At 48.6% G+C, this 19,807-nt stretch carries 18 protein-coding genes; 6 read left to right on the plus strand and 12 right to left on the minus strand.

Annotated elements, in window-relative coordinates; genetic code table 11:
* Positions 1-15 precede the first annotated feature (15 nt).
* Positions 16-1,914, minus strand: coding sequence for a M13 family metallopeptidase (locus QP860_RS00815; RefSeq protein WP_070617301.1), 1,899 nt, complete (start codon positions 1,912-1,914; stop codon positions 16-18).
* A gap of 238 nt (positions 1,915-2,152) precedes the next feature.
* Here QP860_RS00815 and QP860_RS00820 point away from each other — a divergent pair, with 238 nt between their 5' ends.
* Complete coding sequence (locus tag QP860_RS00820) at positions 2,153-2,440, plus strand: hypothetical protein (protein WP_070486541.1); 288 nt, start codon at positions 2,153-2,155, stop codon at positions 2,438-2,440.
* A 39-nt stretch (positions 2,441-2,479) separates the two neighbouring features.
* Here QP860_RS00820 and QP860_RS00825 read toward each other — a convergent pair whose 3' ends face one another.
* On the minus strand, positions 2,480-2,680 hold the full coding sequence (locus QP860_RS00825) for a helix-turn-helix domain-containing protein (RefSeq protein ID WP_070617299.1): 201 nt from the start codon (positions 2,678-2,680) through the stop codon (positions 2,480-2,482).
* A gap of 180 nt (positions 2,681-2,860) precedes the next feature.
* On the opposite strand from QP860_RS00825, the gene QP860_RS00830 reads away from it, so the two are divergent.
* Entirely contained in the window at positions 2,861-3,166 is a 306-nt protein-coding gene (locus tag QP860_RS00830) for a helix-turn-helix transcriptional regulator (RefSeq protein ID WP_070617297.1), read from the plus strand.
* Positions 3,167-3,552: 386 nt separating this feature from the next.
* Here the strand turns inward: QP860_RS00830 and fsa are convergent, their stop codons facing one another.
* From fsa to sufC, 6 genes are all read right to left on the minus strand, one after another.
* Positions 3,553-4,200, minus strand: coding sequence for a fructose-6-phosphate aldolase (fsa, locus tag QP860_RS00835; protein ID WP_070620403.1), 648 nt, complete (start codon positions 4,198-4,200; stop codon positions 3,553-3,555).
* Positions 4,201-5,015: 815 nt separating this feature from the next.
* Positions 5,016-6,416, minus strand: coding sequence for a Fe-S cluster assembly protein SufB (gene sufB, locus QP860_RS00840; RefSeq protein ID WP_070620402.1), 1,401 nt, complete (start codon positions 6,414-6,416; stop codon positions 5,016-5,018).
* Entirely contained in the window at positions 6,417-6,902 is a 486-nt protein-coding gene (gene sufU, locus QP860_RS00845; RefSeq protein WP_284912040.1) for a Fe-S cluster assembly sulfur transfer protein SufU, read from the minus strand. It lies immediately after the preceding gene.
* Complete coding sequence (locus QP860_RS00850) at positions 6,889-8,118, minus strand: aminotransferase class V-fold PLP-dependent enzyme (protein ID WP_070620394.1); 1,230 nt, start codon at positions 8,116-8,118, stop codon at positions 6,889-6,891. Before QP860_RS00850 ends, sufU begins: the two co-directional genes overlap by 14 nt.
* On the minus strand, positions 8,111-9,406 hold the full coding sequence (sufD, locus tag QP860_RS00855; protein WP_246818951.1) for a Fe-S cluster assembly protein SufD: 1,296 nt from the start codon (positions 9,404-9,406) through the stop codon (positions 8,111-8,113). The genes QP860_RS00850 and sufD overlap by 8 nt, the downstream gene beginning before the upstream one ends.
* 18 nt (positions 9,407-9,424) lie before the next feature.
* Positions 9,425-10,192 carry a Fe-S cluster assembly ATPase SufC gene (gene sufC, locus QP860_RS00860; RefSeq protein WP_070620391.1) on the minus strand — a complete coding sequence of 256 codons (768 nt, stop codon included), beginning with the start codon at positions 10,190-10,192 and terminating at the stop codon, positions 9,425-9,427.
* 222 nt (positions 10,193-10,414) lie between these two features.
* On the opposite strand from sufC, the gene QP860_RS00865 reads away from it, so the two are divergent.
* The 4 genes from QP860_RS00865 to QP860_RS00880 are packed head-to-tail and all read left to right on the plus strand — an operon-like array spanning position 10,415 to position 16,412.
* A complete protein-coding gene (locus tag QP860_RS00865; protein ID WP_070620388.1) occupies positions 10,415-12,055 on the plus strand; it encodes a class I adenylate-forming enzyme family protein in 1,641 nt (546 codons plus the stop codon).
* Complete coding sequence (locus QP860_RS00870) at positions 12,045-14,288, plus strand: 3-hydroxyacyl-CoA dehydrogenase/enoyl-CoA hydratase family protein (RefSeq protein WP_070620385.1); 2,244 nt, start codon at positions 12,045-12,047, stop codon at positions 14,286-14,288. Before QP860_RS00865 ends, QP860_RS00870 begins: the two co-directional genes overlap by 11 nt.
* Before the next feature lie 12 nt (positions 14,289-14,300).
* Positions 14,301-15,470: a thiolase family protein gene (locus QP860_RS00875; RefSeq protein ID WP_284912041.1), complete on the plus strand. Its 1,170-nt coding sequence runs from the start codon at positions 14,301-14,303 to the stop codon at positions 15,468-15,470.
* A gap of 12 nt (positions 15,471-15,482) precedes the next feature.
* On the plus strand, positions 15,483-16,412 hold the full coding sequence (locus QP860_RS00880; RefSeq protein WP_070620379.1) for an NAD(P)H-dependent flavin oxidoreductase: 930 nt from the start codon (positions 15,483-15,485) through the stop codon (positions 16,410-16,412).
* Between the two features lie 84 nt (positions 16,413-16,496).
* Here the strand turns inward: QP860_RS00880 and QP860_RS00885 are convergent, their stop codons facing one another.
* The 4 genes from QP860_RS00885 to QP860_RS00900 form a co-directional block, all read right to left on the minus strand.
* The gene (locus tag QP860_RS00885) at positions 16,497-16,859 is read right to left on the minus strand and encodes an ArsC/Spx/MgsR family protein (RefSeq protein WP_070620376.1); all 363 of its coding nucleotides are present in this window, start codon (positions 16,857-16,859) and stop codon (positions 16,497-16,499) included.
* Positions 16,822-18,120: an FtsW/RodA/SpoVE family cell cycle protein gene (locus QP860_RS00890; RefSeq protein ID WP_070620434.1), complete on the minus strand. Its 1,299-nt coding sequence runs from the start codon at positions 18,118-18,120 to the stop codon at positions 16,822-16,824. Before QP860_RS00890 ends, QP860_RS00885 begins: the two co-directional genes overlap by 38 nt.
* Before the next feature lie 5 nt (positions 18,121-18,125).
* A complete protein-coding gene (locus QP860_RS00895; protein ID WP_284912042.1) occupies positions 18,126-19,112 on the minus strand; it encodes a YihY/virulence factor BrkB family protein in 987 nt (328 codons plus the stop codon).
* A gap of 91 nt (positions 19,113-19,203) precedes the next feature.
* Entirely contained in the window at positions 19,204-19,773 is a 570-nt protein-coding gene (locus QP860_RS00900) for a hypothetical protein (RefSeq protein ID WP_070620373.1), read from the minus strand.
* Positions 19,774-19,807: the final 34 nt, after the last annotated feature.

Genomic DNA, 19,807 nt, shown 5'->3' on the forward strand with positions numbered 1-19,807 from the left:
CTATACTTATAGCACCTACCAAATCACCACACGATTTTCTTTGGCTAGGTACATGGGATCGCCCTCCTGGATGCCAAAGCAAGTATGGAAGGCATCGATATTCTTGACTTGAACATTAGCTCTCAGTGGACTTGGGGCATGGACGTCCATATTGAGCAGCAATTGCTTGTATTGGTCCCGAGCTTTTTGGCACCAGATCCTTGCCCAATTAATGAAGAAAGCTTCTAGGTCATAATCTTCCTCGTGCTGGCAGGCCTCAAGAGCCGCTTGGAGACCGCCGGCATCGGCAATATTTTCAGAAACCGTCATCCGTCCATTCACTTGGCCCCCAGCAAAAGGCAGGCCGTCAAATTGGTCGACCATCTCTTCTGCTTTAGCAGAAAAGACCTCATAATCTTTTGCTTGCCACCAATTGGTCATATTCCCCTTCTCATCGAACTGGGCCCCATTGTTGTCGAAGGCGTGGGAAATTTCATGAGCAATCACGGCTCCAATCCCCCCGTAGTTCTGGCTCCGGCTCTGGTCAATGGCATAGAAAGGCGCCTGTAAGATGGCCGCAGGGAAACAGATATGGTTGAAACTTGGGTTATAGTAGGCATTGACCGTCGCTGGTGACATCCCCCATTCCGTCCGGTCAACCTTTTGGCCATAACGCCCCAAACGGTCAGCAATCTTTATCCGGCTGAAAGCTTGGAGGTTGCCGTAGAAGCTGAGCTCAGGGTCTACCTTGAATTTGCTGTAGATGTCAGGATAGGTATCCGGATAGCCGACCAAGATATCGATGGCGTCGAGCTTGACAATGGCCTTGTCAATGGTTTCTGGACTCAACCAATCGTTAGCTTCTAAGCGTTTCTTGTAAACTTCAATCATTTCCACAACCATCTGGCGGACATCTTCACGGGCTTGGGGGCCAAAGTGTTTCTTGCCGTAATAGAGCCCGATGACTTGGTCAAACATGGCTGTGCTAGCGTAGAAGGCTTGTTTCTCCTTAGATAGGGTCTCAGGATTACCGGACAGGGCCAGGCTATACTGGCTGCCGATCTGGCGCATTTCTTCACTGAGGCAATTCGACGCTGCATTGACCACTTGGACGAGGAGCCAAGCTTTCATTTGGTCGAAGGAATCGGCATTAACAAGCTCATCAAAATGCTCAAAGAAAACCGGCTGGGTCACAATCACCTGGTCCGGCACTTGACCTAAGAGGGCTTCAAAGTAAGCTTTAAAATCAAAGCTAGCCGAGTAAGCTTGCACCTGGTCCATCGACCGTGGGTTATAGAGCTTGGGATAGTCCGCTAATTCTTCATTGCTCTTCATATACTGGACCAAGGACCGGTCAAAGGCCAAGGCATGAGCGGTGACTTGTTCCGCTTGATCAATCCCACAATAGCTCAATAATTCCTCGGACTGCTTGGCATAGACAGCTAGTAAGCTTTGGCCCGCTTCGTTTCCTTCTTCATAATAGGTCGTGTCTGGCAAGACCAAGCCTGGGGTATCCAGGTAGAGGGTATAGTGGTCGGTATCCTTCATATCCGCTTCCACGCTGATCGCAAAGGGCAAGTCATTATTCTTAAGGGACCAGTCTTTTGCAAAGGCTTGCAGGTCAGCTAAGCTCTCCAAGGCTTTGACTTGGTCAATTTCTTCTTCTAAGGGCTGACTCCCTTGGGCTTCGCGCCCCTCGAAGTCGAGGGCCTTATTGTAATAGGCCACGAATTCTTCCAATTCTGGCTGGTCCAAGGCTAATTTGCCCTCGCGCATGGCTTGGGTTTCTTCTAATAAGAGGTCTTCCATCTGGTCTCTTAAACTGGTAAATCCGCCTGTAGCTGGCTTATCAGCAGGAATCTCCGCTTGGGCTAGCCAGTCTCCGTTAACTGCTAGGTAAAGGTCATCTTTAATCGAATCGTAATCGATAGTCATTATCGCTCTCCCTCTCCATATAGTCTGTACCCTCTATTTTAACATACGGTATCGGCCCCTGACCTTTTAAAGTTTACTAAAAAGTAGTTTTAACTCACTTTTGCCAGCTAGTAACAAGTGCCCATAATAAAATATTATCCACTCAAACTGTGAATTTATTTACAAAAACTTGTAAACGCATACATTTATAGGTACAATTAATAAAGGAAAGTCACTGTAGAGCTAGGAGGAAATTTACATGTCCAAAGAACTGATCACTTTCTTAGAGTACGAGTACCGGGTCCAGCCCGGCCAATATTTTCAATTTGATTATTCCTTTACTGAGGATTATTTAATCCGCAATGTCATTATTGACCAGGATGATGTCTTCACTAAATTGTTAACCATCTATCCGATTAACGAGACCCGAGACTTCGTCATGTACATGGAGCAGAACCAAGAAGGCTCACTCTACCGAACCAATTATCCCCTCAAATTAAAGGAAAATTCAGACGTCTATGAAGCCATCCTTCCCAACTTTAATTAAGCAAAAAGCAGCAAAGTATCTGCTAAACTTTGCTGCTTTTTATTTGATTTCTAATTGGTCCGGATGAATATTTAAAACCTCTGCTATTTTTAATACATTAGCATAAGAGGCATGGTAGAGATTCTTGGGGTCTTTCTCATAATTGGCAATGGTCCTGGTCGTAATGTGGACAGCCTGAGCCAATTGTTCCTGGGTCATTCCCCTACTCTTGCGCCAATCTCCTAAATATTTTCTTTTCATAGCAAGCCTCCTCATATGAATTATATAGTTAGGGTATATGTAAGTCAAATTTATACGCCTGGATTTCTAAAATAGCGAACTGTAATTCTAATAAATAGAAACGAAATTAATTTCATGAATTTAGTTTCATTATTTATATGAACATGCTATGATTAATATAAATACTAAGGAGGCTTGCCTATGTTGGCAGAAAATTTAAAATTTTTACGCGAAAAAAATAATTATTACCAAAAGGACATCGCCAAAAAGCTCAACCGCAAAACAAATTCAACAATTTCTGACTGGGAAAACGGTAAGTACGCCCCTTCCCTGGATGTCGTCGAAGAGCTAGCCGCCATATACCATGTCGGCATCGACGAACTCTTAAAAGAAGATTTGCGAGAAAAATACCAGAGTCCTAGCGACCAACTCATTGAAATTTATGAATCCCTAGATACCGATAAACAGGCTCAGCTGCTTCACTATGCTCAAGACCTAAAGGAATAAAAAAGAGAATCTACCCACTAGCAACTAGTGACGTGTAGATTCTCTTTTATTTTGTTCAATTTTACTAGGGCTGCAATAAGCCTTTCAGGATGGACTGCTAACTGGCTCCAGCGAACAAAAGCTAACCGCCAAGTCTCACACCCCCTTATAGTCGGGTTCATGCTGGCAGAAATAGGTCTTCTTCACAAAAGGGAACGTTCGGCTTGCAGCCGTTCTTATCCCTTTTGCTCCAGAGGTCCACTTCTACCCGCGCTCCCTCACACCCTATGTAGTCGGGTTCGGTCGCACAGAAGTGGCTCCTCTTCACAAAAGGGAACGTTCGGCTTGCAGCCGTTCTTATCCCTTTTGCTCCAGAGGTCCACTTCTACCCGCGCTCCCTCACACCCTTATTTATTAGAGAAGTTTTCCCAGTCTTTGAGGAAGCCCTCGATTCCGGAGTCGGTTAAGGGGTGTTTCCATAATTTAGGGAATAATTTGCCTGGGATGGTAGCGATGTGAGCGCCTCGTCGAACGACTTCTTCAAAGTGAGGCAGGGTCCGGATGCTAGCTGCAATAATTTCCGTATCATAGCCGTAGAAATCCAACATGTCCCGAATATCAGAGATCAGGGCATAAGCGTCTGTCCCAATATCTTCTAAACGGCCGACAAAAGGACTCACATAGCTAGCTCCAGCCTTGGCAGCCATGACTGCTTGGCTGAGGGTAAAGACCAGGGTTACATTGGTCTTGATGCCTTCTCCTGCTAATTGGTGGACTGCAGCCAGCCCAGCTTCGGTCATGGGGATTTTAACGACTACATTGGCTGACCACTTAGCCAGTTCACGTGCTTCTTTGACCATGCCTTCTGTATCTAAGCTGACCACTTCCGCGCTGACGGGCCCATCAACAACGGAGCAGATTTCCTTAATCACTTCTTCAAAAGGCCGTCCCTCACGCGCGATGATGCTAGGATTAGTTGTTACCCCATCTACCAAGCCCAAAGCGGCGATGCGTTTGATTTCACCCACATTGGCTGTATCTAGGAAAAATTTCACCTGATCTCCCCCTTATAATCATTTTTTAATTTTATATCTTCATTCTACCACACCCTGCCAAGACCTAACAAGCTATATCCCAGTTAAAAAGTTTTAGGCAATTGAAATATAAATGTTGGTAGGGATTTCAAGTGTACAAGTTTAAAATCCGAGCATGGTCATGGCTAGGAAAGTAGAATAAGAAAGAAATAAGAGCCTTTCGGGAAGATATTGGCTATCATACATGCAGAGCTTTTTCTAGTATGCTTGATTCATTTAGTATACAGTAGCTTATGAAAAAGTATCTGTTTCAGATTATTTACATATCTTTCCATAGTTAGTTAATCAAACTTTTTTCACCTTGTGACTAAGGGGGCTAAACTTACTTCCCTTTATAGTTATTGTAGCAAAGGAGACGATAGGCAATGGATATTCTATCCACAGACTAAATCTCTACTTCTAGAGGCTGGGACAAAAGTTCCAGCCTCCTTTTAAATAACAAACATTTTTCAAAAAACTACTCCAAAAGTCAGGCCTGACATCCACTTCACGAACTATGAGAAATCGTTAGTAAACGTTTTCTCTTAGTTTGCTCCAGTGCTTCAGGCCTGATCGACTTTTGTCATACTCTCTTTTGTATCTCCAAGCACTCTATAAATTTCCAGCTAAATAAAAAGACGCCCAGCGTCATCTGATGGATGGACCACCACGACGACACTGGACGTCTCTAGCTATTTTATAAAAATTACCACACAAATTTTTCCTAGGGGCAAGATTTGAAGAGATTAACGATGACAGAGCTAAGAAAGGCCTGGCCATCAACCTCCTATCATCTTCTAGCCTACAGACCCTTCCATTTCATAAGAAATCAGACGGTTCAATTCAACCGCATATTCCAGTGGGAGTTCCTTGGAGAAGGGTTCTACAAAGCCCATGATAATCATCTCAGTCGCTTGGCCTTCGGTGAGGCCCCGGCTCATGAGATAATAGAGCTGTTCTTCTGAAATCTTGGAGACCTTGGCCTCGTGTTCCAAGTCAACTTGGGAGTTATGGATCTCGTTCATCGGAATAGTATCTGACTTGGAGTCCTTGTCGATCAGGATAGTATCGCATTCAATGTGGGACTTAGAGCCCTTTGAATTTTTACCAAATTTCACATCCCCTAGGTAGTCGGTGATTCCTGACCCCTTGGCGATCGACTTGGAGATAATAGAAGATGAGGTATGAGGGGCATTGTGGATCATCTTGGCCCCAGTATGTTGGTGCTGGCCTGAATTCGCAAAGGCGACAGACAACATGGTTCCCCGGGCCCCTTCGCCATCCAAGTAGCAGGATGGATATTTTTGGGTAAGCTTGGCGCCGAGGTTGCCGTCTACCCATTCCATGGTCGCATTTTTACCAACCTTGGACCGTTTGGTAACCAGGTTGTAAACATTGTCCGACCAGTTTTGGATGGTGGAGTAGCGGCAGTAACCCCCCTCTTCAACGAAGATCTCAACAATCGCAGCGTGCAGGCTGTTGGCCGAATAAGTTGGGGCCGTACAACCTTCGATGTATTCCACTGAGGCCCCTTCGTCGACAATGATCAGAGTCCGTTCAAACTGCCCCATGCTTTCGTCATTCATCCGGAAGTAGGTCTGGAGCGGGATGTCGACCTTAACACCCTTAGGCACATAGATAAAGGTCCCCCCTGACCAGACACTGGAGTTGAGGGCCGCTTGGAAGTTATCCGATGGTGGCACTAAAGTAGCGAAGTATTTTTTGAAGAGTTCGGGATATTCTTTCAAGGCCGTATCGGTATCGGTGAAAATAACCCCTTGGTCTTCATAAATTGCCTTGGTGTTGTGGTAAACGGCTTCAGATTCATACTGGGCCACGACACCGGCTAAGCTATCCCGTTCAGCTTGGGGGATCCCAATCCGTTCAAAAGTTTCTTTAATCTTATCAGGGACATCATCCCAAGTTCTGGAATTCGTATCTGACTTCTTCTTATACAGGGTAATGTCATTTAAATTTAAGTCGGAGATATCTGGGTTCCAGTCCGGAATGTGACTGTTTTGAAAGCGTTTAAGGCTCTTGAGTCGGAAGTCTAACATCCACTCAGGTTCCTCTTTTTGGGCGGATATTTCACGGATGACTTCCTCAGTTAGGCCGGTATCAATCCCAATTTCAACTTTGGAATCCACATCGTCGTGAAAACCATATTTATAATCATCAATTACTGGAAGTTCACTCATTTATTCGTCTTCCCCCTCTTCTACATCTTCTTCAACTGTTTCTTCGTCACTATGAATACCTTCTTGGAGGGCCTGCCAACCTAAACTGGCACACTTGACCCGGGCCGGAAACTTGCGGACTCCAGATAGGAGGGAAGCTTCGCCGAGTTGGTCATGGTAGTCAGTATCCTCATCCAATTCAGGCAAGGTAATCATTTCATTAAAATTATGAGCTAAGCTAAGGGCTTCTTCCACAGTCTTGCCCTTAATTAAGTCCGTCATCATACTAGTACTTGCCGTAGAGATAGCACAACCTTGGCCATGGAAGGCGAGGTCTGTGATCTTGTCATCTTCGATCTTCAAGTCTAAGAAAATGACATCACCGCAAGTTGGATTGAGCATTTCAATCGTCTGAGTGGCCTGGTCCAAAGCCCCATGGTGGTGGGGATTTTGGTAGTGGTCCACGATGACAGCGCGGTATAGATTTTCCATTTTAGATAAAGCCATCGGTGAAAAATTCCTCCACTTCTTTTAAGGCGCTGACTAAGCGGTCAACATCAGCTTTCGTATTATAGTAAGCGAAACTCGCCCGGGCAGTTGCCCCTTGGCAGAGTTCCCGCATCAAGACCTGGGCGCAGTGGTGTCCGGCCCGGACAGCAACGCCTAGTTGGTCAAGACCAGTTGCCAGATCATGGGGGTGGACCCCTGCCAGGTTGAAGCTAATCACACCGTGGTGGTGGTCTGGATTAGCAGAGCCGTATATAGCCACCGCCTCATAGTCAGCTAGGGCAGCCATGGCATAGCGGGTAAGTTCTTTTTCATGGTCGGCAATGGCCGCCATCCCACCGACGCTCTCAATCCAATCGAGAGCCGCCGAAAAGGCAACTACACCAGCTATATTTTGCGTCCCGCCTTCGAATTTATAAGGCAGCTCTGCCCAGCTGCTTGATTCACGTTGGACCAGGGTAATCATCTCGCCCCCGTACTCCAAGGGTTCCATGTCTTCGAGAAGCTCGCGCTTGCCATAGAGGATACCCACCCCGGTCGGCCCATAGACTTTGTGGGCACTGAAGCAATAGAAGTCGCAGTCCAGGGCCTGGACATCAACGGGTAAGTGGGCCGCTCCCTGGGCCCCGTCCACTACGATATAGCCTTGGTTATCATGGATGACTTGAGCCAGGGCTTGGATATCTTGGGCAGAACCGAGCACATTGGAGACGTGGGAGATAGCCAGGATCTTAGTTCGATCGCTTATCGCTTCCTTCAGATCTTCGGCTGTCCAGATCCCCTCCTGGTTCATCTCCAGATAGCGTAACTTAGCCTGGTTACGCTTAGCTGCCTCTTGCCAAGGGATGAGGTTGGAATGGTGCTCTATCGGTGATATTAAGATTTCATCGCCAGGCTCAAGCACGGCATCCGCAAAGCTGCGGGCAATCCAGTTGATGCCCTGGGTCGTGCCCTTGGTGAAGATGATTTCTTCTCTTTGGCCGGCATTGATAAAGGCTTGCACCTTGTCGCGGGTTCTTTCATAGGCCTCGGTTGCCCGGTTGGCTAGGCTATGGACTCCGCGGTGGATATTGGCATTGTCGTGGAGATAATAAGCTTCTAGGGCATCAATTACTGCCTGAGGTTTCTGAGTGGTTGCTGCATTATCCAAGTAGACCAGGTCTTCATCATTCACTTTTTGCTTGAGAATGGGGAAATCCCGGTAAATATTAGTCATTGTCAATAGCCATCAACTTCTTATCTATAATTTCAATTAATTCTTCACGCATTTCTTGTAAAGGAATCGCTACAATCACACTACCTAAGAAGCCACGAATTACTAAGCGTTGGGCTTCTTTGCCGGAAATTCCCCGACTCATCAGATAGTAGAGTTCTTCCTGGTCGACCCGGCCCATGGAAGCGGCGTGGCCTGCCGTCACATCATTTTCGTCGATCAATAGGATAGGGTTGACATCGCCCCGCGCCCGGTCAGAGAACATCAGGATCCGTTCTTCTTGTTGGGCATCAGCGCCTACTGCCCCACGGTAGATGTGGCCAATCCCATTAAAGGCCAAGCGTGAGCGGTCGAGGATGACCCCTTTTTGGTAGATATGACCGACACTGTGACGGCCATAGTTGGAAACTCGGGAGTTGACCCCTTGCGTTTGCTTGCCATCCGAGATGCCGACCACATTCACATAGCTGACCGAGCCATCTCCGATCAATTCAGCATTGTAGTCAGCGACCACATTGCCATCGTTAAGCATACCGACGGCCCAATCAATCCGCGCTTCAGGGCCACAGTGACCGCGGCGGGTAATAAAGCCCGTCGTATTTTCGCCGAGTTCGTCCAAGGCAGCATAGTGGACTTCTGCATGGTCAGCTGCAATGATTTCGGTTAAGATATTAGCAGAATTGGCTTGGTCGCCATGCGTTTGGAAGCGTTCCACAAAGCTGAACTTGGCATGGGCTTCTGCCACAATCAAGACATGGTGGTTATAGGCCAAGTCTTGGCTGGCATCTTGGAAGGCGTTGACAACAATCGGTTCTTCGACCTGCACATTTTCAGGGACATAGAGGAAAATCCCACTATTCATATAGGCCGTATGGTAGGCGGTAATCTTGTTGTCGCCTGGTTTAGCGGCCTTGGTCATATAGTAGTCCTTGAAGAAGTCTGGGTAAGCTTGCATGGCTTCGAAGATATCCATCAAGATAACCCCTTGGTCCTTCAAGTTCTGGCTCAGGTCCAAGCTCAGGGTCTGGTCGCCGAATTGGTTCATGAGGGCTTCTTGTCCCTTGTGTTGGTAGCGCTCATCCAATTCAAAGTCTGTGGTCCCTTCCCCCTGGATCTTGGCTCCATATAGAGGCCAGCGTTTGACATCCATCTTAGGGGTATCGGGTAAGTCTAAGTGATCAATATTTTGAAAAGCTTTCTCTCTCAAGGCAAGTAAAAATGCAGGTTCCTTTTTAGCTTGGGAGAAGGCTTGTATGGCTTGCCAGTCTTTCTGGCTCATTTGTTCTGACATAGAATCCTCCCTTATCAGCTAGTCTTCATCCAATTCGATGTTAAGCTCTTGTGCAAGGCCCTTGTAGCCTTCAGCTTCTAGTTTTTTAGCCAGCTCAGCATCACCAGATTTGACTACCCGGCCGTCCATCATCACGTGGACATAGTCAGGCACGATATAGTCTAAGAGACGTTGGTAGTGGGTAATGATGAGCGAGCCAAACTTATCACCACGCATGGAGTTCACCCCATTGGCGACAACCTGTAAGGCATCAATATCTAGTCCAGAATCAATCTCATCTAAGATAGCAAAGGTTGGTTCAATCATCAGCATCTGTAAGATTTCATTACGTTTCTTTTCCCCGCCTGAGAAGCCTTCATTGAGGTAACGTTCTGCCATTTCTTCAGGCATTTCTAAAACTTCCATCTTGTCATCAAGCTTTTTAATAAAGTCCATGACGGAAATTTTATCGTCTTCTGGCCGTCTGGCATTGATCGCTGCGCGCATAAATTCCGCATTGGTAATCCCAGGAATTTCAGAAGGATATTGCATGGCTAAGAATAAACCAGCTAGAGCCCGCTCGTCCGTTTCCATTTCCAGGATATTTTCGCCGTCTAATAAGATTTCACCTGAGGTCACTTCAAAGGCTGGGTGGCCCATGATGGCAGCAGATAGGGTAGATTTCCCTGTCCCGTTAGGCCCCATGATGGCATGGACTTCCCCCGTATTGATGGTTAAGTTAACCCCTTTTAAAATTTCATTCTCTTCTACTGAAACATGTAAGTCTTTAATTTCTAATGTCGACATAATGCCCTCCTTATAAAACAATCGTTAGTCTCTTCTTATTCTAGTCTATTTGATAATACTTTTCAAATATGTGAACCAAAAGACTCTCTGACTCGTCATTGACTTGAACCATTCTAAATTAATTCTAGCCTTCAGAGATCAATTGACGAAGTGGAAAGCGTTTTAACTTCCCCAGTTTTTAGTTATAATGACTAGTAGTGATTGATAGAAAGGAAAAGCGAAATGCCTATTGATGTTGAATCTCTATATAACCGCCGTAACGATAGCCCCTTCAATCGGACACTTGTTGGCGACCTCTTAGAAAATCTCGGCCATAACCGTCCTGATGACACCGCCCTCGTCGGCGGACCAGGCGCTTACAGTCTACCCGACCACCAAGTCTTGAACTATGGGACTTATAATAGCAAGGCTAACCAATTTGCCCAGAGGCTCGACCAGCTTGCCCTCGAACGAGCCAGTCGTATCCTCTTTATCTGCGAAAATTCAACTGAGGCCCTAATTGCTAAGTTTGGAACAGCCAAAGCTGGCATGGTCTCGGTACCCGCTAATCCCAATTTCTCAGAGGATGTCATGGCCCATGTGATTGACCTGACCCAGCCTTCTGTCCTCGTCATCGATGCCGAATTTATCCCCAAATTCGACAGCCTATTAGCGGGCCACAGCTTCCAAGTTAAGCTCGCCATTCCAATTGGTGGACAAGTCGCCGCTTCCTACCAGGACTTTAATGCTTATTTAGCCGACCAGCCCAGCCAGCAACCGGACCGCTATCCCCTCCATGGCGATGACATTTGGGAGATCCTCTTTACTTCGGGAACGACCTCCTGGCCCAAGGGCGTCATGATCAGCCACCATTACAGCTACCATGCGGCCTCTATCTACGGCATGCACATGAGCCGGGGCGTGGACCAAATCCACCACTACCGCGTGGCTTCCTTTCTCCCACTCATCTACCACTGTGCCGATCTCACCCTGGCTATTTCCGCCATGCTCTATGGCGGCACTTTAATTTTCGGACGTCGGCAAAACGCTCAGGAAATGGCCCAAGTCCTGGCTCAGAGCCAGGCCACGGCGCTCTGGACGGGGCGGATTGATATCATGGAAGCAGTCTTTGCAGCAGCTGACCGAGAAGACCTAGACCTGACCAGCCTTAGCTGTCTGCTCTACGCCTATTCTCACTTAGAGCCCGAACTTTATCAAAAGATCCAAGCCCACTGCTCGCCACGAGTCCAAGTCATCAATTCTTTCTCCCAGACCGAAGTTCTTGCCGGCTTTAGGCTCTACCATGCAGGCAATGAAGCCCTCTTAGCCGACCATCCAGGCGAGAATGTGATCGGGACGGCCGATGCCCGCCTCCAACAAAAACTTGTCAGCCCAGACCAAACGATGACTGGCGAAGTCGCCTACCGGTCACCAGCCGCCTTTTCAGGATACTATCGCAATCCCAAAGATACAGAAGAAGCTATCCAGGATGACTGGTTCCGTTCCGGTGACCTGCTAAAGCTAGAAGCAGCTGACCGAGCCATCATGGTCGACCGGAAGAAGGATGTAATTAAGACGGGCGGCGAAAACGTCTCCTCTGCCCGAGTAGAGACCATCCTCCTCCGCCATCCTGAGATCAAACAAGCTGCCGTGCTGGGAATGCCTGATTCGCATTGGGGTGAAGCCGTCACGGCGGTGGTTGCTTCCGACACACTCAGCCCAGCCGATGAGAAGCGCTTGATTAGCTTTTGCCACGACCAGCTGGCCGGCTTCGAATGCCCTAAACGCATATATTTTAAGCCCCACTTAGACGAATCGATCGGGGGCAAAGTTAAAAAAGCCTCCCTCAAATCATGGATAAGGAGTAGAGAAAATGAAGAATAAAATCACTATTATCGGTAGCGGCTTTATGGGTAAGCAAATTGCTGCTGCCTTCGCTAATGCCGGCCTAGCAGTCTGCCTGGTCAAGTATGGCAGGGCTAGCGATGAAGACATGGCCCAGATCCAGACCGCCTGCCAAAAATTAATCCATCATAAGAAAGCTAGCGGAGCTCTCAGCGTCATCAGCTATCAAGACTACCGCCAAGAAGGACAAGTCAGCGGCCTAGTGATCGAATCCATTATTGAAGACCTAGGAGCAAAAAAGGACCTATTCGCAGACCTAAGTCAAATTTTAGGGCCTCAAGTGATCTTAGCTAGCAATACCTCCAGTCTATCCATCCAGGCCTTAGCAAATGACTTGGATACCAGTGCCCAAGAGCGCTTTCTCGGCCTCCATTTCTTCGCCCCGGTGACCAGCAATCCCCTAGTGGAAGTCGTTCCCCATCCCGTTTTTCCCGAAGACAGGCTGCAAAAGCTCTGCCAGTGGCTCAGCAATCGGGTGGGCAAAAAATATATTATCGCCCAGGATGTCACCGGTTTTGTTGCCAACCGGATCGCCTATTACAGCAACTATGACATCATGTACCGGGCGGAAGCTGAAAACTGGCTGCCTAGTCAGACCGACGCCCTGTCCGGCAAGTACCTGGGTCGGACCAAGATGGGGCCCTACCGGCTCGTCGACTATACAGGCTTGGACCTCTTCGAACAGGCCCTGGCCAACTACCAGGAGGATCCGACCTGCCAGGACTACTTCCCTTCCCGCTCAGCCCATCTTCCCCTCCTAGAAGCTAGCTACTATGGGGACAAGGTCGGCCAAGGCTACTACAAAAAAGACCAGGGCAAACGCTATCACTATAACTTCCAAAAGCAAGCCTACGAAGCGACCAGCTTCCCCCGCTTTGACATTATGGATAACTTAGACCAGCTAGACACTAGGGATCGTTTCCAAGCTATCCTAGATGCTGAAGACCCCTATGGCCAATTTATGGCCCAGAGCCTGGTCAACCTGCTCGCCTTTGCCGCTCAAAATGTAGGTATCGCCTGCCAGGACTACCGGGATATTGACCGGGCCATGGTTTGGGGTTACCAATGGACATACGGCCCCTTCCAGATCTGGGACTTGATCGGCTTCGACCAGGTGAAGGACCTCCTAGCCAAGCGCCAGGTCAGCCTACCGGGCTGGCTGGAAAACTTCCAAGGCCCCTTCTATCCCGATAGCCACTGCCTGGCCCGCCACCAGTCCTTGGCAGCTTATGATAAAGACCTGATCCTCGACCAGGGGGCGGATTATAGGCTCTACCCGGGGCCCAATCAGACTTTGGTCTTTAGCCTCGAAGCCAAGAACAGCGTCATTAATTTAGATTTGTTAAGGGGCTTGGACCAAGCCCTGGACCGCCTGGAAGACTCACCGGCTATTGGGCTGGTTATTTACAGTCCCCAGGAGCATTTTTCTCGAGGCTATGATATCAAGGCCTTTGAAGCCAGTATTGCCCAAGACCGTGTGGTTGAAGATTGCCAGATTTCTTTTGATCTCGGCCATCGCATTATACAGCGGATGAAATATAATCAGAAGCCGATCGCTGTAGCCTGCCGGGGCTACTGCCTGGGTGGGGGAGCCGAGCTTGCCCTCCACGCCAGCCGGATTTTTGCCAGCCCCCAAGTTAAGATGGGCCTGCCTGAAGCCAACTTAGGCCTCATTCCTGGAGCAGGAGGCCTGGTCGAGCTGGCGGAACGCATTTATACAGCAGCTATGACCCGGATGGAGCGCAAAAACCGCCTGCTCGCTTGTTTCGAAACGGTCGCCTATGGAAAGATTTCGGCTCACGCTAAAGAAGCCCAAGAGCTGGGCTATCTCACTGAGGAAGACGTTATTGTGCCCAACGAAGACTATCTCCTCGAAGCCGCTATCGACTGGCTCACTTACCAGGGCCGCTACCAGAGCTTCCGCCCTCAATTTCCACAATCTTATCCTGTTTTGGGCAAGGAATTCATGGCCCTGGTCATGGGGACCACCCAGAATTGGCGCCAAGGTCTCTTTATTAGTGACCATGACAAGTACCTAGCCGATGCCATTGGTCAGGTCTTAGCTGGTGGAGAGCTTGCTATGGGGATCCAAGTCTCCCGCGAGGACTTATTAGAAGTCGAAAAGACCGTCTTTAGCCAGCTTTTAACTAGCCAAAAGACCCAGGACCGCATCCAACACTTTGTCAAGCACAAGACCATCTTGCGTAATTAGAAGGAGGAAACTATGTCTGAAGCTTATATTGTCGCCTTTGCCCGGTCAGCTGTGGTCAAGGGCAAGCCCACTGGTCAATTTGCCTATGATCCGGCAGAGGACATCGCTGCCCAGGTGCTCCAAGGCTTGATCCAGAAATTAGGCCCCCACTTCGATCCCCAGCTAATCGATGACCTGATCGTTGGCTGCTCCATGCCAGAAAACCGCCAAGGGGGAAACATTGCCCGTAAGCTTGGCCTAGGCGCGGGCCTTCCCTATGAAGTTCCCGCCGAAACTATTAACCGCTTCTGCGCCTCTTCCCTGCAGGCTCTGGCCCATGCCAGCCAAGCTATCCAGGCCGGCCAGGCAGACTTGATTATCGCGGGGGGTCTAGAATTCCAATCCACCACCCCCTACGCGAGTCTAGAAGCCCACAATAACTATGCCCTAGAAAGTCAAGGCTGCCATCTGAGCGATTGGATGGGTTTGACAGCTGAACGTGTCGCAGAGGACTATCAGATTAGCCGTGAGGACCAAGACCAATTCTCTGTCGACAGCCACCACAAGGCCCACCGTGCCCAAGCTGCTGGCAAATTTGACGCAGAAATCATTCCCGTCAAAGCCCATACTGCCCAGGCCCGTCAGAGTCAGCTAGTTCAAGCTGACGATGGCATCCGTCCCGATACCAATCTGGACCAGGTCAGCCGGCTCAAGCCAATTTTCAAACGAGGGGGGACCGTCACCGCTGCCTCCTCCTCCCAGATTTCCGATGGCGCCAGCTTTTTAGCCCTTGTTTCAAAATCAATGCTAGACCAGCTCCAGCTCAAACCCCTGGCGATCTTTAAGGGCTACCAGGTAGCTGGCGTTGACCCCGCTGTCATGGGCATCGGCCCCGTCCCAGCCATCCAAAAATTACTCACCCGCCAACAGATTAGCTTGGACCAAGTCGACCTCATCGAACTCAACGAAGCCTTTGCAGCCCAAACCCTGGCCGTGATCAAGGCCCTCGATTTAGATATCGATAAGGTTAACCCCAATGGCGGGGCTATCGCCCTGGGGCACGCCAACGGAGCAACAGGGGCCGTTCTCAGCTGTAAATTATTAAACGAAATGGCGAGACAGCCTGAATCCCGCTACGGCCTTGTCTCCATGTGTATCGGCGGAGGCATGGGAGCTGCGGCTCTCTTTGAATCTTTATATTAGGAAGGTGATTGCATGACATTTTTTCAAGAAATAGGTGTCCAATATCCGATTGTTCAAGGGGCTATGGCGCGCATTTCCAAGCCTCAATTAGTGGCAGCCGTGAGCCAAGCGGGTGGCCTCGGTATCTTATCCAGTTACGGTCTATCGGCAGATGAGCTAAAGGCTTCCTTGGATGAAATCCGCCAGCAGACCAACCGGCCCTTCGGTGTCAATCTCATGCTCCAGCAGGATAATATTTCGGACCTCCTTCCCATCCTCTACCAAGAGGATATTGCGGTCGTCACAACAGGAGCAGGGACACCCAAGGCCTTTGCGAAAGACTTGCGCGCTTCAGGGACCCGGATTGTTCCCGTCATTGCCTCGGTTAAGCATGCTCAAAAAATGGGCAAGCTGGGCGTCGATGCTCTCATCGTTGAAGGCCGAGAAGCCGGTGGTCATATCGGACAGAGCTCGACTCTGCCCTTGCTTCAAGCGGTCCGCCAAGTGACCCAAGTCCCTCTCATCGCAGCGGGAGGCTTTGCGACTGGGGCCAGCCTTCTTGCGGCCCAGGCCCTGGGTGCATGCGGCATCCAAATGGGGACGCGCTTCCTAGCCTCTGTGGAATGTCCCATACCAGATGCTTATAAGGCTGCTATTCTAGCGGCTGACGACCAGGGCACGATTGTCACGGGGCAAAGCTGGGCACAAGCTGTCCGCAGCCTCAAAACGCCCTTCCTAGAAGATATCCTAGCGGCAGAATTCAAGGGCCAAGACCCCGCCAACATCCAAGCAGCCCTCAAGCAATCCTATCAGAAGGCGCTAAGTGACGATGAATTCGACCAGGCCAGTCCCATGGCTGGGGAAAGTGCTGGCGCCATCCATGATATCCGCCCCGTTCAAGAAATTATCGACCAAATCATAGAAGAAGCTCAAACAGCCCGCCAGCAGCTTTGCCAAGACTAGACAAACAACAACAAAAAGCCTCCCAGTCAGTTCACACATCAAACTTGACTGGGAGGCTTTTCTTTCCTGGTTCTATCATTTTATTTACTGGTCCAACCATTGAGCGAGAGCTTGCTCGCGGCTACCCGCTGAAACATGGTCCCCGTCAGTTAAGAAGGGGCGCTTGATTAACATCCCATCTTTGGCCAGGGTCATCACGATATCTTCCTTAGACATATCAGGAATCTTATCTTTAAGCCCCGACTGGCGGTAGGCTTGGCCCGAGCTGTTAAAGAGTTTTTTGACATCGGGCCAGACTTGGTCGACCGCCGCTCGGATGAGTTCGGCTTGGGGTGGCGTCTGGCGGATATCGATCCAATTAATATCGTAGCCAGCTGCTTCTAATTGCTTGCTGACTTTTTGGCAGGTGCTACACTTCTTCAGTCCGTATAAATCTAAAACGTTCAAGATTAGCCTCCTTTGTTAATTTGCGTGCCAGCCGAATAACAAGATTCTGCTGGTGGTCTTTCTCTGTTTGACGTTCATTGTAGCGAATCGAGGCAACTAGGCCCACACACATCATATTGGTAATCAGGGCCGATCCCCCCTGGGATATGAAGGGTAAGGGAATCCCCGTCAGCGGTAAGAGCCCTATCGTCATCCCGATATTTTCGATAATGTGGAAGGCGAAGAGGGTGACAATCCCTGCTACCATGGCCACATAAAAGCTATCATTGGTCTTAAAGGCAGCGGAGATCATGCAATAGATCAAGATAAAGTAGAGCAGGATTAAGAGTGAACTACCAATAAAGCCAAAGTTCTCAGCAATAGAAGAAAAGATCATATCAGATTCTCGTACCGGTACATAGACTTCAAAATTACCTAGGCCCTTACCGAACATCTTCCCTGATCCCACAGCCTTGATCGACTGACTGAGCTGGTAGGATTCAGATGCCGTATTCTCAAAGGGCGCGAGCCAGGAATCAATCCGGGAGAATTGGTAATCCTGGAAGCCTAAATTCAAGAGCAGGTCCCTATCGTAAACCACTAAAAAGAGTAAGATCAAGAAGAGAAGCGTAATCACCAGGAAAGTTGGCAAGATAATGTGCCAAGAAATCCCGGATACAAAAATAATTCCAACTAAAATCATCATAAAGACGAGCATGGTCCCGAAGTCATTCTGCAAGACCACTAAGAGCATAGGCGGCAGGGACCAAGCAAAGAGTTTTAAAAGAAAGCGCCAGTCTAAGCCTACCTGGTCCCGGACTGCCATCTCATCATAGCCGATCCGGTTACAATCCCGGGTGTAATCATCCACCAAGCGTCCCATCATTATAATGTAGAAGAGTTTCATCAATTCGGAAGGCTGGAAGGTCAATCCCCCAATTGAAAACCAAGATCTGGCCCCACTCGCCTGGGCCAGCCCGCGGTCATAGAAGATCAAGACCAAGATAAGGAGGAAGAGGCCAAAGAAATAAGCCAGGGGCGCTAAACGGAAGAGGGTCTTCCGGTCCAATTGCATCATCAGGTAAACCAAGACCAAACCGACCAAGAACCAAGCCCCATGCATCAGGGTCGGTAGGAGGGAGGCCTCCTCATACTGGAGGTAGGTCGTCGAAAAGACCGTAATCATAGAATAAAGCATGAGGGCCAAAAGAGTTAAAAGCAAAGGAAAATCATAGCGGGTCTGGGTTAGATTTTTGACTCGCTGGTACTTGCTTCGTTTCATATCCATTATTCATCACCAACTTCACTAAAATAATTATCTTCGAAACGAATCGGCGCGTCCATTCGTTTGAGGTTGCCATATGCGATCTCTTTCTCTTCGGCCGCCTCCCAAGTGCTTGACCGGCGATTAATATAGGCTGGCTGCTCTCTTAAATAATCGGAGAGGTGGTCAAAGCGGTAGTAGAGAACATTGATCAGAGCCCCTGATACAATCGATATACAGAAGAGGTAGATATAGATCATCAAAACCACAAAAACGCCAATGGTCGAGGAGGTCAAGGATTGGCCGACAAAATAATCCACATAATAGCTAAATAAAGTACTGATCAAATACATCATCAAAGTCGATACCGAGGCCCCAATCAACGAATACTTAATATGCCAGCCGGGCATAGGGACCACTTGGTAGAGGTAGCTATTGAATAAGAAGAGGGCCAGCACCAACCAGAGATCCTGGACCGAGAGCAAGCCACTAATGATCTGGACTAATTGCTCAGGTAGGCTGATATGGGCCTCCAGGAGTTGGAAGAAAGCTTCGCCAAACATATAGAGGAGGCTAAAGACAGCCACCACTAAGACCAAGGCAAAAGCCAGAAAGAAGGAAATCAGTCGGGTAAAGATCATATTATTTTTGTGGCCGATCCCATAGACCCGTTTAAGCACCCGCTGCAAACTCGTAAAACCTGTCGATCCCGACCAAATAATGGCAATCGATGACAGAGAAATTACACCCATATTTACATTGCCCAGGTATTGCTTGAGGACCGGAATAATAAAAGGCGCCACCTGGTCAGGCAAGAAATCCGTAATCAGTTGGATCACCTGACCAGTATCCATGGGAATAATCGGAATCACATTTGCTAGTAAGATGAGCAAAGGGATTAAGGCGAGTAAGGTATAGTAGGACATTTCTGCAGCACTTCCTCCTACATAAGCATCTTGTACGCTGCGTTGAATGACTGACAAATACTTCTGCTGGAACTTTGCAAACATCAGCTTGCCTCCCTTTTCATTAATCATATAAAAAATCCTGCACCTATCGAAGAAGTGCAGGACTCCGTGTGCAAGTTATATTTTAACACACTTATGGGGTAACATCATTCCAAGTGTTATTTAAAATATCTTGTTGCAATAACTGGCCTGTATCAGGTTGGTAACGGTAGATAGTCACCAGGTTAGACTGCTGCATATTCTCAGGAGCCTGCCGGCGAACTTCCACTTGGAAAGTCCCATCCTCTAAGAGGCTAGGCATGAAGTAATAGTCTTCATTGTTATAGATATTCCCTGAGGCTTGATGGATCAGGCTTGAGACCTTGGGCAGGAGGTCCTTGGACGAATCCAAGTTTGATTCTGTATTCGAAGCTAGGCCTTGGTCCTGGCTAGTCGCTGCCGCCTTGTCCTTAGCACTGGCCACTTGCGGCTTATCTCCTGCTGAGCTCTGATCTGCGCGCTCTCCCCCCTCTTCAACACTGGTCGCTGATTCTTCTTGGTCAGCCGCCTGCTTATTGGAGGTTTGCTGACTGGCCTGGACTGTTTGCGAGGAGGTCTTGGCCTGGTCACCAGAGAAGGTCAGTGACTGGTCGGAGCGTCCACAAGCAAATAAGAAGAAAGTCAGACTGAAGAGGCCTAAGCTAGTCACAAATTTTTTCCACATCTGATTTTACCGTCCCATCTAATTTTTTTCTGCC

The sequence above is a fragment of the Aerococcus sp. UMB1112A genome (assembly GCF_030230715.1).
Lineage (GTDB): Bacteria > Bacillota > Bacilli > Lactobacillales > Aerococcaceae > Aerococcus.